Here is a 14975-nt window from a genome sequence, read left to right on the forward strand (position 1 = left end):
CTCCTTTATTGTTTGATGAAATGACACTGATGGTACGAGCCTGCTCAAACCAAAAGCGTTTGCAGAGTTGAGTGACATATAACCATAAGGTGTTATGAATATATAACACCTTATGGTTATATGTCAATGGAAAAAGATGATATTATTTTCTATCTTTCAGTAGGTCATCGCTTATGTTAAAATTATTTATAATTTTCTGACATAGAAAGGAGATGTACTATGGTTAACATATCCGTGTTCTTAATTATGTGCATTTTGCTCATTATTTTACCTGGTCCTGATACAGCGATTGCAACTAAGAATACCTTGACTGTAAGTAGAAAGGGAGGATTACAGACAATCTTAGGATCTTGTTGTGGTTTATCAATTCACACATGTGCTGCTGTAATTGGTCTTTCTGCTATTATTGTGAAATCTGCCTATGTATTTGCTGCTTTAAAGTACATTGGTGCAGTTTATTTATGTTATTTAGGTATCAAAACATTATGGACACTACGGACAATTCGCACACAATCACCTGTAGTGCAAGATGCTGCAAATATGGATCACAAATATTCGCAGCAGTCCTGCTTTAAACAAGGGTTTCTTACAAATGTGACAAATCCAAAGGTCGCTGTATTTTTCCTAACGTTTCTACCTCAATTTGTAGACGGTACGAGCGGGACATTTTTTCCATTTTTAATAATGGGTCTTATTTATACAGCATTAACAATGTTATGGTTTGTCTTCTATGTGTATCTATTAGATCGAATTAGCGCCTTTATGAAAAAGCCATCGACGAAGGCAATAATTGAAGGCGTAACGGGTGCTGTATTAATTGGATTCGGTATTAAACTGGCATTAGAAAAAGCCCATTAAATGGGTAGTGACTCCTTAAAAATAGAGTTTTAGTTATGTAGCTAATCGGCTGGCATAAGTTCGGTATTTTACCAGGCTCATGTCTGCCTATTTTTGCTTAATTCGATCGTTATTATAGTAATCGATATATTCCTCTATTTTCTTCTTTAACGCTTCATAGGAAATTAATTCTTCTCCCTATTACATTTCTTGTTTGAGTAAGCCAAAAAAGTTCTTCATGTGATAGTGATACGTTGCTTCTGGAATATCGACTTGTTTAAAGATGTCTTTTAATCGGAACCCTTCTTCTTTGGGTTCTTTATCCAGTAAAGGATTAAACGAATTGAAGGAGAATTTATTACTAAAAGGAATTCTATATATCATTTCATAATAAATATGAATAAATGAGGAAGATGTTTATGGAATTACGGGATTTAAAAGCATTTATGGCTGTGGTTGAACAGGGAAGTTTTACAAAGGCTGCAAATGTGTCCTTTGTATCTCAGCCATCACTAAGCAAAAGTATCAAGAAATTAGAAGAAACATTACAAGTTGAATTGTTGAACAGGTCTACTCGCAAAGTAGAGCTAACAGACGCAGGGAGTATTGTCTTTCAACAGGGACAAAAAATATTGCACGGTGTTCAAGAGTTGCATATTTTATTGGATGATTTATTGAATATTAAAACAGGCGCTATCAAATTAGGGATTCCACCTCTAATTGGCACATTATTTTTTCCTGACATCGCCAGGAAATTTCATCAACTATACCCAGAGGTGCATTTAGAGCTTGTCGAACGAGGCGCTAAAATGGTAGAAATGCTAGTTGAAAATGGCGATGTTGATATGGGCATTGTTGTATTACCAGCAGATGAAAGGAAATTTTCCGTTCAGCCATTTGTAGAGGATCAATTTTTTGTATTTATGAATGAATCCCATCCATTGGCAAAAGAGGATTCTATAGCTTTGAAGGATTTAAAAAACGAAACGTTTATTATCTTTGCAGAGGAGTTCACGCTCCATGACTATATTATCAAATCATGTAAAAGCGTAGGCTTTACACCGATAGTCGGCTATAAAAGTTCACAATGGGATTTGATTTTGGAATTAGTATCCTCCAATTTGGGCGTTACACTATTACCCTTCTCAATTGCCGCGAAGCAAACAAATGCCAATGTGAGAACGATCCCATTACATCAATTTCATATGCCATGGCGTTTAGGGATTATTACGAAGAAAAACACGTATCAATCTTATGCGTTAAAGCAGTTACTCAAAACGATTGGGAGAAATACTGAAAATGGATTTATTCCAATAAGGAATAAATAGTATTCAAATTAATTCCTTTACTTGTAAAATAGCAATGATGTAGAATTTTTCTTAATAAGCGAGCAATTATAGGGGGTTTCGAGATGGGGAATGGGAAAGTATGGAGTTCGTTTGAGGAAGCTGTTGCGGATATTAGAGATGGAGACACATTAGCTGTAGGAGGATTTGGGCTCTGTGGTATACCAGAAAAATCGATTGCAGCGTTAGTACAGCAGGGCACAAAGGATTTAACGGTTGTCAGTAATAACTGCGGTGTAGATGATTGGGGTTTAGGTCTACTCTTAGCGAATAAGCAGATAAAAAAAATGGTGGCTTCCTATGTAGGAGAAAATAAAATTTTTGAACAACAATTTTTAAGTGGCGAGCTAGAAGTGGAATTATCGCCTCAGGGAACACTTGCGGAGCGACTACGTGCAGGTGGCGCAGGAATTCCAGGATTTTATACTGCGACAGGTGTTGGAACGCCAATTGCGGAAGGAAAGGAAGTAAAGGTTTTTGATGGGAAGGAATTTATTCTGGAAGAAGGCATTGTGGCTGATTTTGCCCTTGTCAAAGCATGGAAAGCAGATAAGCAAGGAAATTTAGTCTACAGAAAAACATCACGTAATTTTAATCCATTGGCTGCAATGGCAGGGAAAATTACGATTGCTGAGGTTGAAGAAATTGTGGAAGTGGGCGAGCTAGATCCAGATCACATTCACACACCAGGTGTTTTTGTACAACGTGTATTGGTAGGTGAAAATTATGAGAAGCGTATCGAGCGTTTAACGGTGAAAAAGGGGGAAGCGTAATGGATACAAGACAAAAAATGGTTAACAGAGCAGTAAAGGAAATAGCAAATGGGATGAATGTTAATCTAGGTATAGGCATCCCAACACTTGTTGCCAATGTGATTCCAGCCGATTATGACGTGCTGTTACAATCTGAAAATGGCCTTCTCGGTATTGGACCTTATCCAGTAGAGGAAGCCGTTGACCCTGATTTAATTAATGCGGGGAAGGAAACGGTCACTGCAGTTCCAGGAGCATCCTTCTTTGACAGTGCAGAATCATTTGCAATGATTCGAGGCGGTCATATTGACCTTGCCATTTTAGGTGGCATGGAGGTATCTGAAACAGGAGACCTTGCAAACTGGATGATTCCAGGGAAAATGGTAAAGGGAATGGGTGGCGCTATGGACCTTGTTGTAGGAGCTAAAAGAGTGATCGTCGTAATGGAGCATGTAAATAAAAACGGTGAATCTAAAATTAAAAAGCAATGTGAGCTCCCCTTAACAGGTAAAGGAGTAGTACATCGCTTAATTACAGACTTAGCTGTTTTTGATTTTACTAAAGATGGCATGCAACTAATAGAGTTAGCAGAAGGTGTTACTTTAGAGGAAGTAAAAGAGAAGACAGCTGCTTCGTTTAGCGTTGCTTTAGCATAATAACTTCAGACCTAGGACTGTTTCCAGCATTACTGTCTCATTCTACAATAGTTTAAAAAGGGAGGCATAACGATGGAACAACAATGGACAAATGAATTAGCAGTTGCACAGGTTAGAGTAGCAAGACCAACAGATCAATTACAAGAAATAGAGCGTTTTTACTGTGAAGGAGTCGGCTTAAAGAAAATAGGCTCTTTTACGGCACACCGTGGCTATGATGGAATTATGATTGGTCTCCCGAATGTAGGCTATCACCTAGAATTTACAGCGCATGTTGATGGAAGTCCTTGTCCAGCACCAACTAGGGACAACCTTTTAGTACTTTATATTCCAAATAGTGAAACCATTCGTCATATTACCGAACGTCTCGAACTTATGGGATATCCCGAAGTGGAGCCTGAAAATCCTTATTGGGCAGAGCAAGGGATAACTATTGAAGACCCAGACGGCTGGCGTCTTGTATTAATGAATACAGCGGGCATCTAACTAAAGAATCCAAAGCACGAGCTATACATATAGTCTCGTGTTTTTTTATGATGATAAATACCCATTGTGGTATATAATGATTTATAAAGGAGGTTATGCTATGCAACGAATAAAGACATTGGATAATTGGAGCGAGGTGTTAGAGCAATCAAAGCACATGCCATGTCTTGTATTAAAAATTAGCATGACATGTATGAGCAGTATTGCAGCTATAAAGGAATATAAAGCACTCATAACAAAATTGCCGAAGTATCTTGTGATTGTCCAAATGGATAGAGTGGTTTCTAATGCTATTGCAGGTGATCTTCAGGTGAAGCATGAATCACCACAGCTATTAATATTGCAGGATGGGAAGGGAATTTGGCAAGCAACGCATGACAAGATAAAACAACCTCTTTTAGTAGAGGCTATAAAGCAGTATGTAAAAACAACAACTTAAAAAAGATACCTCACAATAGATTGTGGGGTATCTTAATGGTTAATCCTCTAAAGCCTCATCTTCGTGAAAGTTCGTAGCGCTAGATTCTATATCCACCTGTAGATAATTTGCCCAGTCTATTTTATGATAATCCTCTTCACTAAAATAAATATTCAAGACCTCTGTCATTGTTTTATCACCATCAGGCTCAGTGAGTGGAGCATACCAAGTAATAGCAGGTGTCTTCACACTTTTTAGCTTGGATAATTCAGCAAAAATTTTAGTGGAATCCTTCAACATTTGACTTTTTGATCCCTCTGTCACATCTGTATCCTGAATGGAAATTGTGACAACACCATCTTTAGATTCCTCTACAGAGAATTCATTTTTCACAATCGCACCTACTATATCTTCAACGGTCGTGTTTTGATCGACGGCTACTTCCTTTGGATCCGCACTTTTTCCACAGGCTGCTAAAAGTAGTGAAGTGAATACAAGTAAATAAATTATTTTTTTCAATATCCTAACCTCCCTTGTTACTCCATATATGCGCAAAATGGGAGGGAATTATACAGGCTATGGAAAGGTTGTACAGACTTTTTAAATTAGGAGGGGAACTAGTCGTATTATATAAAGAAGAAACGTTCCATATTATGTAAAAGGTTATGGCGTTTTCTATAATGAAATTTGTAAAGTGGAAAGTATATTAAAAAAGCAAAGAACTTTAACTCCACAAATAAAAAAAGATGATGTTAATAATAGAAAAAGACCCTTTGGCAAGGCGAGAGGTTGATTTCCGTTCCGCCAGCGTCCTTTCCAGGGGAAGCCCGATGAGTCGCTTCGCTCGGGTCGTTAATCAAAACTTAAACAGTCATACAGGCTTTAACGGAATCATACGAAAGATTTATTATTTAATGCTGGTCGGGTCAATTTACTTATTGCCCGTTGTGATTCCTAGCATTGAGTACGCAGGGGATGAGGCAGCCAATGCCTGACTTTATCAAAAACATTTTGGCAATCGTGAAGGATAAAACAGGAGAGGATGAGGTTAAATGAGTTACTTATTTCAAACAAACTCTTTTACCTTCAAACAAGTATTCACTAAAGGCACCTTTCATCATGGCACCACAATTTATTACAGTACATAGTACAGCCAATGATGGACCAGCTACTAATAAAATTTCGTACATGATTGGAAATAACAATTATGTATCATATCACGTTGCTCTAGATGATAAAGAGGTTATTCAAGCAATTCCTTTCAACCGTAACACTTGGCATTGTGGAGATGGCGGAGGCAGTAGTGATCCTAACGCTTTAAAGAAAGGCAACCGTCTTTCTATTAGCATCGAAATTTGTTACAGCAAAAGTGGTGGTGTACGTTATGGAGTTGCGGAGGAAAACGCTGTTCAATACATTGCAAAGCTTTTAAAGCAATACGATTAGAGCATTGAACGAGTGAAGAAACACCAGGACTGGAATGGCAAATATTGCCCTCACCGTATACTAGCGGAAGATCGTTGGGGTAGTTTCTTGAAAAGAATTGAAGAATCAATGAAACCAAAAGAATCCGATTAACCAACTGAAAAGGATTATGACACAATGAAATTCACAAATGAGACAACTAAAACTGCAGTCCGGGATTACCTCAAAAAAGCAGTAGATAAAAAGCTTATTGATAAGTCACACCTAGACAAATTTGATACTGGTACGTTGACAGGTGGCGATTTTGAAGGAATAAAAATTACAGCGGAATAGTAAATAAGAGAAAAGAGGGGCACTGAAAAATAAAAACTACATCAAGTGCCCTCATAAAAAAACTATTAATTAATTTCCTATAGCTACGGTATAGCTGATACTCCATATAATTAAAATAAACATTATTGTCATAACACTTGCTTCGACATTTGTATCATTCTGTCCCTTTATTAATTTCTTTATTAATTTTATAAAATAGAAACAAAATAAAAACCCATATACTGGCATAAGAAAAAAGCAGCTGAAAGAAAAGAATGCCTCCATTATCTAAACCTCCCTATCTATGTATTATTATAATAAACTAATATACTTCTGAAAAAACTAGTACTTTTTATTCAAATTTAAAATATTTATCCAAAAATGATAAAATATGTATATAATTAAAATTGTAAAAAATAGGGAGGCATGGAAATGAAGAAAAATAGTATTTTAATGTTTTTAGGTGTCATTTTTGCACTAACTTTGGGATTCAATCATCAAGTTGAAGCTGCAGAAGGTGAATCATCTTTAACGGATGCTGAAAAGGATTATTTATATGGCTTGAATTTTAGTAAGGTAGAAGTTGAGAATATGCCATATGAAGAACTAAAGTTCTTAGTTGATAGTGAAGCTGAAATATTAACAAGTTTTGAAGAGATTTATAGTTTTGATGAAGTAACAAGCGATCCATCAGAAGTTACAACTTTTGGTGATATTCCGAGTGCAGATATGAGTTTTAAAGGTAATGTGTTAAAGCTGAATAATAGTACTGTTTCGGGTTACAATGCATTTTATGCACACGCAAACTTCAGATGGTTAAATAAACCGATTTTTGCTTTGACAGATAAAATAGCTATTGGTTTCCCATCAAGTCTTGGTGTTTATATACCAGCTCAATCAGGAAAACTTCAAGGTTTTAACTCAACATATTCTTTATACAATACTTCAACAGGAGGAACTACGTTAATGTCAAGTAGTACTACACCATCAACGTGGGACCCATCTTTAGGAGTAGCAGGTTCGTTTGATCTTAGTGGAACTTTAAATAAATTCCAAACACATGAAGGCACTATTGCTCAAACATTCTATATTAAGTCTTCATCTTCAGGTAAAGCAACAGTTAAGTTCGAATATGGTCATAAGAAATTTACAGGTACAATAGGTATCTCAGTACTTCCTATTGGAGTAAGTATTACACCTAATCAATCAAATGTCGATATAAGAAGTTATGCTGCTAGCTTTAGTTATTAATTAAAATTAATTGAAATTTATCTTACGAAAAAGACCAGGCGCTCAATTGAGTACCTGGTCTTTTTTAGATGTAAGTGAAAATAAATGATGTACTTATTACGTATCCAATGCTAATACAGTTTATTTTGATGTTACCTCTTATGAAAGTATTAACACAATATATTACTAAAGATAAAAATTGCCCAAACCAAAATATGAATAAAACACTAAACCAAATACCAGTTAACATTATAATCCACCTCCTTTAAAAAACAAAAAAAGAGAGCACGCCCTAACAAATAAACGAATTAACGTCTATTAAATGTTAGGGGTACTCCCTTTTTTGTTTTTAAATTTACATATATTCCAATACCATTTGAGTCTTGTTCATTAATTTACTGCCTTGGAACATAAGAGAAGCATTTGCACCTAAAGACTTACCATTATAGCTGTACATAACTACATCTCCAGATTCAGAAATAACGGCACCTTCACCACCAAGGATTTCAAATACTTGATCTTTTGTCATGCCATTTTCTAATTTGTTAAATTGAACAATAGTGCAATTACCGATACTCATAAGTATCAAAATCGATTGAAGTGGACTATTAGGTATCATAGTTTGCTTACAGATTTAGAAGTAAAAGAGATACGTGATAATTTACGTAAAGCATTTAAGTAAAAACGAACAATATTGATTCAATGGATCCTAGAAAGTTCGGAATTGGAAAGCGAGGTGAAAACGAGGGCATTTGAATACTTAGCAACTTACAAAACATTTGATTCAATAGCAGATATGGATTCAGCTGTAGAGAATCATAAGGCTGCTCATTATTACGATTTAACTGAGTCAGAACGTGTCATCGTTTTCAAACTCGCTAGTCATGCTTTAGAGAATCCAGGAGCTTGTCATTTGAAAGCTGCCACAATTGCTGCAGCAATGGAGATCAGCACAAAGACAGTTTATCGAGCTATATCAAAACTGGAATCTTTAGGGATTGTTAAAAAGAAACGACTGTAAAAAGCAAAGGTGGACAAGGAGCAAGCATCTACATTATTTTGCCTTACAATGCCCCAACGTGGAAATGCTGAAAAACCCTGTGAGAGTAAGGTTGAAGCGCAACTATCTGAAAACCAATCATCTAAATATTTTAATCATTTATCTTTTAAAACAAGCACTTTACAAAATATATATAATAATGCACACGCTGAAAAAGAAGCTCATAAGGAATACATGAACGAGTACCAGGTGATGCTATTCGATTTCATGAATAGTTTGCCATTAGCTGATAACTTGAAAGACGAATTGCACAAAGTAGTATTAGCTACTCAGGTTCAAAATGCACCTGACTTTATAAAAGTTAAGAACGTGCTATTTAAAATTGTCATGGATATTAAAGAAGGTGTTCTGACAGTTACAAGCACATTGAGAGCCGTATTTGCAGGAGCGTATAACAAGGCTGTGGAGCGTTCAAGTGTGAAGCTTAGGAAATCATCATCTATTGAAGAAACAGCTAATAGAGAACGTCCAGTACCTTTCTATAATTGGCTGAATGAGCGTGCTAATCGTTCGGAAATATGCAGTAGACCAAACTTAGAAAACTGACTTGAATGGTGAAAGGGGAAATAGAAAATGACGCATTTTGAATATATGGAGCAACAAGGGCAATTATCGATTTTTGATTTAGAGGACCAATATGAGGAAATGAAATTCAAAAAGGCATCCACAATTGTTAGTAAACCTATTGATAAAAAGACTGTGGTTGTCCCATGTAAGGTGGGGCATATTGTGTGTAGGTAATTACTAATATGTGTTAAGTATTATCGTTAATTATTATTAATTTTTGCAACAGTTTTGCAACAATGCCCATTTTGATAATAAAAAACTCACCCTCCAATTAAGTAGGGTGAGTCGCTTCAAAGCCATGTGGCTGTAAGATCAAACTAAAAAGCCGCGTATGCCGTAGTTATTATAGAAAGTTTTAAACCACCACTCCTCAAAGTGGGTGTTCGCAGAAGTTTTCCTGCTTATCCTCATGCACCGTAGTGTGAGGCCCGTCATTCCAACTCCAATAATAAAACTCCCTTTTACAGCTTAAAGGTTAAAACTTAATATTATACGAACAATGCAGCCTTTATGGATATAATAAAGCATGATCGACGAACATGCAAGTAAGATGATTACTGTAAATTAGTCAATGGGCAAGTGTTCCAAATGGTGTAATCGACATCTAGAAATACCTTCAAAATGGTGCCACTGCTTCATATTTTTTTCACAAATACGAACGGAAAATACGAACAGTCTTTACTTATTATGATTGATTATGTAAAGATAGGAGCATAAAGAGGATTTTCCTAGAAAATATGTAAAGGAGGAAGCGGAAATGGCAGCTTATCCAAATTGTCCAAAATGTCATTCTGAATATACGTATGAGGATGGCGTAAACTATGTGTGTCCGGAATGTGCACATGAGTGGAGTATGAACGCATCAGAACAGGAGTCGGATGCACTTATTGTAAAGGATGCAAATGGCAATCTGTTAGCTGACGGCGATTCAGTTACCATTATTAAGGATTTAAAGGTGAAGGGTAGTTCTTCCACTTTAAAAATTGGGACAAAGGTAAAAAGTATTCGTCTTGTAGAAGGCGATCATAATATTGACTGTAAAATTGATGGCTTTGGTGCTATGAAATTAAAGTCAGAATTCGTGAAAAAAGCATAAAAACCAAAAGGCACCTAAACTTTAGAAATCAGTTTAAGGTGCTTTTTGTATAATTATTTATTGAAAAACCCTACGTAGTAGAATGGCAAAAGCAGCACCTAATAAGGCGAAAATTGTATGTAAAAGAGCGATGTAGCCGGCTGCAATCACGAGTGCTCCTATTTCTGCGAAGGAATAGGTTGTAATATAGAGCCCATTATTTAGATTATTAATGATAGCCCAAACAAATACAGGCACGGAGCTTATGATAAAGACAATCCAGATGTTTTTATAGAAAAGGTAAGAAAGACAACCGAAAAGTGCATATGAGATAACAAAGCCCTTTTGATTGCCGAGTAAGGATGAATTAATGGCAAACATAAAAGATAACACAATAAATATGATGTGAAAAAAGGATAATGTTCTTTTCATGGGTAAGTATTCATCTTGAGTTGGCTGTGAATGGGCTAGCCGCTGACATTGCTGACAAGTTGTTAGATGTTGTTCTACAAATTCTATCGTCGGTGCTTGGAGCTTTTGTTTTTTATAAAGAGGTATTAAATCTTCTACAATCGAGCATTCCTGTGACAATACTTTCCCTCCAATCCATGTCCTCTCATTATACGATTTTTTTTAGAAAATAAAAAAAGCCTTCCGTGAATTTTTCAATCGGAAAACTTGTACATGCATCTTATTTATTTGGCTTTAGTACTTCATCTGTTAAGGCTTGAATATCGATATGCGTTTTTTCCTTTACTGCATCCTTTAAAATTTCTGTGCGGAAATATTGCACTGTTGCTTCAAGTGGAATCGCCAAAAGTTTTGAAAGGGCTGATTGGTACATATAGACAAATTCTTTGTCAGTATTGCCACGCTTTAATTCAGCGAAAGCTTCATAAAATTGATCGAGCTTATCCGCAAATTCGAGCAAACGCCCCTCTAACGTGTTGTCCTTACCTTCCTTCATCCGTTCAAAAAATATAGCCTGAAATTCTTGTGGAATTTCATTGATAATAAATTTTTCCATCATCTTTTCTTCCACATGTGCTAGCATTTGCTTTAGCTCTGGACTCGCATGTTTGACAGGGGTCTTTATATCTCCAATAAAAACTTCAGCAAAGTCATGGTTGATGGTTTTTTCATATAAGGACTTCCAATCCACTTCTGCTCCATTCATTTCTTCTAATGTTGCGAAGAACATTGCGTATTGTGAGACTTTCCAAGAATGGGCAGCCACATTATGCTCTTCGAACTTGAAGCGACCAGGGCAGCGAATGATACGCTCTAAGTCATTAAGGTTTGTAAAAAATTGATGAATTCCTATAAAAATCACTCCTTTTTGTTCTATAAATGCATGTTACTATAAACAATACCCTCTTTGTGCAGTTTTCAAACAATTTAACAATGATTCAAGCTGTGTTTACAAAGGATTCACAATTGCTGATAAAGTAGACTTAGGTTGGGTGCTATAATGTAGAGGACTGATGAAAAGGGGAGTACACATCATGTTTTCCATTTATACACTTCTTCTTTATATACATATTTTAAGTGCCGTTCTTTCGATTGGGCCTTTGTTCGTTGTGTTAACGATTGTTAAAAAAATGCGCACAGCTTCCAATGATGAAATGCCACCATATATAGAAGCGTTTAAAGGGGCTATTGCTATTGTTAAACATTCAGGACATGTCCTAGTAGCCTCAGGTATTTTGCTAATGTGGTATGCAGGCTATCATTGGAATACTTCATGGATTGTCATGACCTTCCTTGTGATGTTTGCATCCATTGTATTTTTAGCTAGAGCGTTTAAACCGACGTTACGTACATTTAATACGCCTTCTTATAATCAACAACAATTTGTTTCTCTTTTACAGCGTAAAACGTGGATGTATATTTTATTATTGCTTATCATGCTTTGGTTAATGGTAGCAAAGCCGATTTTCTGGTAAAAAGAGCATGGAACAAAAAGATTTTAGCCAATAAAACCCGGACTATTTGACAAAACACAATTAGTATCTTGTCATAGTTCGGGTTTTCTGCGTATATCTATTTGTTAATTGTATCTAGATTGCGTGATGGCCAAAGTTGTAGTCCAGCCTCTTTAGCTTACAAGGCGTTTAAAATAGCTTTTACGAATAAATAGGTAACTAATGAGGAAAAGCACAAAGAAACAGCAAGAGCTAGCCATGGAAACCTGTAAAAATGCCGTAGAGACCATTGTACGCATAGACAATAATGTCGTCAGCAATAGCATAATGGCAATAGTGAACGGCACAAATATAAGGATCGCTAACTCTTTGGCAATAACGGTAGCTAATTCTTTTTTGGAAAGCCCTAGCTTACGGATGCCAATATACTTTTCCTTCTCCTGTAGTAATGTAGTTTGCAAATAGAAATACAGTATACTCATGGCAGCACTTAAGAAAATTAAACTTAACATAGAGCCTATAAAGAACATGACGCTTTTGATAAACATCTCCGTGTCATACAAATCAATTTTGGAAGTAACATAACGTTCTCCAGGTAGAGATGGTATGTTTTTAGTAATTATATTCGCCAATTCTATATGGGCAGCCCAGTTGTCTAGCTCATAAATATAGGTTTTATAAACTGGGTAGTCTATGGCTTGGTAGATGCTGTCAGGTACAATGAAATAACTATGCTGGAAACCAGTAGATAGCAGATTTTGCTCAATCGTTTTAGTAAGTTTGAACGACTTTATATACGGGTCACTGGCATTGTCTGTTATAGTCGCTACACCTCGACTTCCTGCTACAGCAATAAATTCATTTTGATGTAGGACATTTTCCTGTTGTTGTAACAGGTTATAATCCGATAATGCCATATAGCCAATGCGTTGATCCTCATTTGATTTAAATTCAATAAAAAACTTTTGTGCACGAACCGATGATAGATTATTTTCAAGATAATCAAGATCAGCCTTTACCATATTGTCGTCAGCCTTTGGATCAGCAATGTATTGAAAGCTATACGGGTAATTTTCTTCACTATCCTTTTTTACATTGTAATAAGAGCTAAATAAAATGCTAGTGCATAGAAAGACACCGCTTAATAGGATAGTGATTAGAAACAGCATATTTGCATGTGATTTCATTTTTGCATTTAAATTGGATGCCAACAGCATATTCGTTTTACGAAGATAGGCAGGGGACCTTTCAAATATTTTTAAAAATAGCCTCAAGCCCTGTGCGATGACTAAATGAATTGTACAAAGAATACTAGTGAAAAATAACAGATAATAGAGAATACCTAGCGTGTCTACAATGGCATGCTCAGTTTTTAAGAAGTACGCTAATATACCAGTTATCATTATGCTTAAAATGAACAACACATAATGCGGCTTAATCGATTTTTCGATAATCGTATCACTTTTTAAGAGCTGAATAGATGCTTCTTTATTAATGAACCTCGTTATGACTGTCGATATCACCACAAATAAAATCAGAAATAAGCCAATCGTTAAGCCAATTGCTTGTAGAGGCATGTACATACCAAACGTTTCTGCCTTTAAAACAACCTTTGCCCCCATTAAAAAAAGTGGCGTAATGACAAGTCCGAGAACGATCGCAAATAGAATAGCTAAAATGCCAATTAACAAATTTTCTCGGAATACAAGCTTACGAATTTGCTTCATGGAAGCTCCCGTAATCATAAATATTCCTAGCGTTTTGGTCTTCTTACGTAAAAACGCCATAATTGAATAGGTGATATAAATAAAAGAAAATAAATAAACGAGCATACTAGCTAACATCAGTGAGATACCAAGTGTCGAATCGGGGTCTAAGCTTTTCAGACTTGGATGAAAGACGATCACAGAAAATAAAAAGAAAATAATAATGGAAAACATGCTACTTAAGAAATAAGAAACGTATGTCCATTTGTCCCGTAAAATATTTTGAAGGACGATGTGATTAAAGCTCATGATGCCCACCACCTAAAAAAGCAAGCGTATCCATTATTTCTTGGTAAAATTGCTTGCGGTTGTTGCCACGATGTATTTCATTATACAACTTGCCATCTTTCATAAAAATAATTCGATTGGCGAAGCTGGCTACATAAGGATCATGGGTCACCATGAGAATAGCTGTTTTGAGCTCGTGATTAATGGAGGTAAATAAGTTCATCACATCATTGACCGCCTTTGAATCTAGATTTCCTGTAGGTTCATCTGCTAACAATAGGCTAGGTTCATGAATAACAGCTCGAGCTATGGCTACTCGTTGTTTTTGTCCACCTGAAATTTCATAAATACGTTTAGGTAACAGTTCCTCGATACCAAGAAATTGAGCGACATGCTTTAAGCGCTGACGCATTTTGGGTGCAGGAAAGCTATCTAATGTTAATGGCAATAAAATATTTTCTTTCACTGTTAGTGTATGCACAAGATTAAAATCTTGAAAAACAAAGCCTAGTTCAGAGCGTCTAAACTGGGCGAGTTCTTCATCATTTAAGACATAGGGATTTCTATTATTGATGATGATATCACCAGCAGTAGGCCGATCAATAGTAGATACACTATTTAAAAATGTTGTTTTTCCACTACCAGAAGGACCCATGACAGCTACGAATTCCTGTTGACTTAGCTGAAAATCAATTCCGTTTAACGCTTTATATGTGAGCTCACCGATATATTCTTTTTGTAAATTGGTTACTTGAAGTATTGTATTCCCCACTTGAAACAACTCCTTTATGATCATTAGATAACTTTAGTATAAAAAAGGAGCGGGATATAACCTATTTCGCTTGATGACGTGAAGATGACAAAGTTGTCATCTTCGTTCATGTTGATAAAG

General features: G+C 36.0%; 21 protein-coding genes and 1 other RNA gene. 15 read left to right on the forward strand and 7 right to left on the reverse strand.

The annotated features are described in order from the left end of the window. Positions 1-219 precede the first annotated feature (219 nt). The 6 genes from NST76_RS01670 to ytxJ all read left to right on the forward strand — a co-directional run bounded on the left by NST76_RS01670 (position 220) and on the right by ytxJ (position 4516). Positions 220-858 carry a LysE family translocator gene (locus NST76_RS01670; RefSeq protein ID WP_342544551.1) on the forward strand — a complete coding sequence of 213 codons (639 nt, stop codon included), beginning with the start codon at positions 220-222 and terminating at the stop codon, positions 856-858. A 398-nt stretch (positions 859-1256) separates the two neighbouring features. Beyond that, a complete protein-coding gene (locus NST76_RS01675) occupies positions 1257-2165 on the forward strand; it encodes a LysR family transcriptional regulator (protein ID WP_101966965.1) in 909 nt (302 codons plus the stop codon). Positions 2166-2248: 83 nt separating this feature from the next. After that, the gene (locus NST76_RS01680; protein ID WP_058843972.1) at positions 2249-2956 is read left to right on the forward strand and encodes a CoA transferase subunit A; all 708 of its coding nucleotides are present in this window, start codon (positions 2249-2251) and stop codon (positions 2954-2956) included. Continuing rightward, on the forward strand, positions 2956-3591 hold the full coding sequence (locus NST76_RS01685; RefSeq protein WP_036117929.1) for a 3-oxoacid CoA-transferase subunit B: 636 nt from the start codon (positions 2956-2958) through the stop codon (positions 3589-3591). Before NST76_RS01680 ends, NST76_RS01685 begins: the two co-directional genes overlap by 1 nt. A 72-nt stretch (positions 3592-3663) precedes the next feature. After that, positions 3664-4077 carry a VOC family protein gene (locus tag NST76_RS01690; protein WP_058843970.1) on the forward strand — a complete coding sequence of 138 codons (414 nt, stop codon included), beginning with the start codon at positions 3664-3666 and terminating at the stop codon, positions 4075-4077. Between the two features lie 100 nt (positions 4078-4177). Next, on the forward strand, positions 4178-4516 hold the full coding sequence (gene ytxJ / locus NST76_RS01695) for a bacillithiol system redox-active protein YtxJ (RefSeq protein WP_036117923.1): 339 nt from the start codon (positions 4178-4180) through the stop codon (positions 4514-4516). A 39-nt stretch (positions 4517-4555) separates the two neighbouring features. Here the strand turns inward: ytxJ and NST76_RS01700 are convergent, their stop codons facing one another. Beyond that, positions 4556-5014 carry a hypothetical protein gene (locus NST76_RS01700; RefSeq protein WP_058843969.1) on the reverse strand — a complete coding sequence of 153 codons (459 nt, stop codon included), beginning with the start codon at positions 5012-5014 and terminating at the stop codon, positions 4556-4558. 311 nt (positions 5015-5325) lie between these two features. Between NST76_RS01700 and NST76_RS01705 the strand changes: the two genes are divergently transcribed. The 4 genes from NST76_RS01705 to NST76_RS01720 all read left to right on the forward strand — a co-directional run bounded on the left by NST76_RS01705 (position 5326) and on the right by NST76_RS01720 (position 7483). Next, positions 5326-5490, forward strand: a complete 165-nt coding sequence (locus NST76_RS01705; RefSeq protein WP_155273175.1) for a phage holin family protein — start codon at positions 5326-5328, stop codon at positions 5488-5490. 124 nt (positions 5491-5614) lie between these two features. Further along, on the forward strand, positions 5615-5941 hold the full coding sequence (locus tag NST76_RS01710) for an N-acetylmuramoyl-L-alanine amidase (RefSeq protein ID WP_051891571.1): 327 nt from the start codon (positions 5615-5617) through the stop codon (positions 5939-5941). Positions 5942-6097: 156 nt separating this feature from the next. After that, the gene (locus NST76_RS01715) at positions 6098-6253 is read left to right on the forward strand and encodes a hypothetical protein (protein ID WP_170829845.1); all 156 of its coding nucleotides are present in this window, start codon (positions 6098-6100) and stop codon (positions 6251-6253) included. A gap of 411 nt (positions 6254-6664) precedes the next feature. Further along, positions 6665-7483: a hypothetical protein gene (locus NST76_RS01720; RefSeq protein ID WP_036117894.1), complete on the forward strand. Its 819-nt coding sequence runs from the start codon at positions 6665-6667 to the stop codon at positions 7481-7483. A 334-nt stretch (positions 7484-7817) separates the two neighbouring features. Here NST76_RS01720 and NST76_RS01725 read toward each other — a convergent pair whose 3' ends face one another. After that, entirely contained in the window at positions 7818-7991 is a 174-nt protein-coding gene (locus NST76_RS01725; protein ID WP_244504844.1) for a hypothetical protein, read from the reverse strand. 195 nt (positions 7992-8186) lie between these two features. Here NST76_RS01725 and NST76_RS01730 point away from each other — a divergent pair, with 195 nt between their 5' ends. Genes NST76_RS01730 through NST76_RS01740 form a run of 3 tightly spaced genes read left to right on the forward strand, consistent with a single transcriptional unit; the run spans position 8187 to position 9263 of the window. Continuing rightward, on the forward strand, positions 8187-8483 hold the full coding sequence (locus NST76_RS01730) for a helix-turn-helix domain-containing protein (protein ID WP_230593749.1): 297 nt from the start codon (positions 8187-8189) through the stop codon (positions 8481-8483). Between the two features lie 9 nt (positions 8484-8492). Next, positions 8493-9068, forward strand: coding sequence for a helix-turn-helix domain-containing protein (locus NST76_RS01735; RefSeq protein ID WP_230593748.1), 576 nt, complete (start codon positions 8493-8495; stop codon positions 9066-9068). Positions 9069-9095: 27 nt separating this feature from the next. After that, a complete protein-coding gene (locus NST76_RS01740) occupies positions 9096-9263 on the forward strand; it encodes a hypothetical protein (RefSeq protein WP_155273174.1) in 168 nt (55 codons plus the stop codon). Positions 9264-9407: 144 nt separating this feature from the next. On the opposite strand, the gene ssrS is transcribed toward NST76_RS01740, so the two are convergent. Beyond that, positions 9408-9600: non-coding RNA, 6S RNA (ssrS, locus tag NST76_RS01745), on the reverse strand. Positions 9601-9846: 246 nt separating this feature from the next. On the opposite strand from ssrS, the gene NST76_RS01750 reads away from it, so the two are divergent. Then, positions 9847-10185 (forward strand): zinc ribbon domain-containing protein YjdM, encoded by a 339-nt coding sequence (locus NST76_RS01750; protein WP_036117890.1) that lies wholly within the window; start codon positions 9847-9849, stop codon positions 10183-10185. Positions 10186-10242: 57 nt separating this feature from the next. On the opposite strand, the gene NST76_RS01755 is transcribed toward NST76_RS01750, so the two are convergent. Both NST76_RS01755 and NST76_RS01760 read right to left on the reverse strand, forming a co-directional pair. Continuing rightward, positions 10243-10755 carry a zf-HC2 domain-containing protein gene (locus NST76_RS01755; RefSeq protein WP_101966956.1) on the reverse strand — a complete coding sequence of 171 codons (513 nt, stop codon included), beginning with the start codon at positions 10753-10755 and terminating at the stop codon, positions 10243-10245. Between the two features lie 100 nt (positions 10756-10855). Beyond that, entirely contained in the window at positions 10856-11497 is a 642-nt protein-coding gene (locus NST76_RS01760) for a YfbR-like 5'-deoxynucleotidase (protein ID WP_080717022.1), read from the reverse strand. 172 nt (positions 11498-11669) lie between these two features. On the opposite strand from NST76_RS01760, the gene NST76_RS01765 reads away from it, so the two are divergent. Beyond that, positions 11670-12110, forward strand: a complete 441-nt coding sequence (locus NST76_RS01765) for a DUF2269 family protein (RefSeq protein ID WP_036117885.1) — start codon at positions 11670-11672, stop codon at positions 12108-12110. A gap of 152 nt (positions 12111-12262) precedes the next feature. On the opposite strand, the gene NST76_RS01770 is transcribed toward NST76_RS01765, so the two are convergent. Further along, entirely contained in the window at positions 12263-14104 is a 1842-nt protein-coding gene (locus NST76_RS01770; protein ID WP_036117882.1) for an ABC transporter permease, read from the reverse strand. Beyond that, on the reverse strand, positions 14094-14855 hold the full coding sequence (locus NST76_RS01775; protein ID WP_036117879.1) for an ABC transporter ATP-binding protein: 762 nt from the start codon (positions 14853-14855) through the stop codon (positions 14094-14096). Before NST76_RS01775 ends, NST76_RS01770 begins: the two co-directional genes overlap by 11 nt. Positions 14856-14975: the final 120 nt, after the last annotated feature.

Origin of the sequence: Lysinibacillus sp. FSL W7-1291 (genome assembly GCF_038593415.1) — a bacterium.
GTDB classification, from domain to species: domain Bacteria; phylum Bacillota; class Bacilli; order Bacillales_A; family Planococcaceae; genus Lysinibacillus; species Lysinibacillus fusiformis_D.

Coding starts and splice junctions, on each gene's coding strand:
- NST76_RS01670 (WP_342544551.1), top strand. CDS start 220: ATGGTTAACATATCCGTGTTCTTAATTATGTGCATTTTGCTCATTATT.
- NST76_RS01675 (WP_101966965.1), top strand. CDS start 1,257: ATGGAATTACGGGATTTAAAAGCATTTATGGCTGTGGTTGAACAGGGA.
- NST76_RS01680 (WP_058843972.1), top strand. CDS start 2,249: ATGGGGAATGGGAAAGTATGGAGTTCGTTTGAGGAAGCTGTTGCGGAT.
- NST76_RS01685 (WP_036117929.1), top strand. CDS start 2,956: ATGGATACAAGACAAAAAATGGTTAACAGAGCAGTAAAGGAAATAGCA.
- NST76_RS01690 (WP_058843970.1), top strand. CDS start 3,664: ATGGAACAACAATGGACAAATGAATTAGCAGTTGCACAGGTTAGAGTA.
- ytxJ (WP_036117923.1), top strand. CDS start 4,178: ATGCAACGAATAAAGACATTGGATAATTGGAGCGAGGTGTTAGAGCAA.
- NST76_RS01705 (WP_155273175.1), top strand. CDS start 5,326: ATGAGTCGCTTCGCTCGGGTCGTTAATCAAAACTTAAACAGTCATACA.
- NST76_RS01710 (WP_051891571.1), top strand. CDS start 5,615: ATGGCACCACAATTTATTACAGTACATAGTACAGCCAATGATGGACCA.
- NST76_RS01715 (WP_170829845.1), top strand. CDS start 6,098: ATGAAATTCACAAATGAGACAACTAAAACTGCAGTCCGGGATTACCTC.
- NST76_RS01720 (WP_036117894.1), top strand. CDS start 6,665: ATGAAGAAAAATAGTATTTTAATGTTTTTAGGTGTCATTTTTGCACTA.
- NST76_RS01725 (WP_244504844.1), bottom strand. CDS start 7,991: ATGACAAAAGATCAAGTATTTGAAATCCTTGGTGGTGAAGGTGCCGTT.
- NST76_RS01740 (WP_155273174.1), top strand. CDS start 9,096: ATGACGCATTTTGAATATATGGAGCAACAAGGGCAATTATCGATTTTT.
- NST76_RS01750 (WP_036117890.1), top strand. CDS start 9,847: ATGGCAGCTTATCCAAATTGTCCAAAATGTCATTCTGAATATACGTAT.
- NST76_RS01765 (WP_036117885.1), top strand. CDS start 11,670: ATGTTTTCCATTTATACACTTCTTCTTTATATACATATTTTAAGTGCC.
- NST76_RS01770 (WP_036117882.1), bottom strand. CDS start 14,104: ATGAGCTTTAATCACATCGTCCTTCAAAATATTTTACGGGACAAATGG.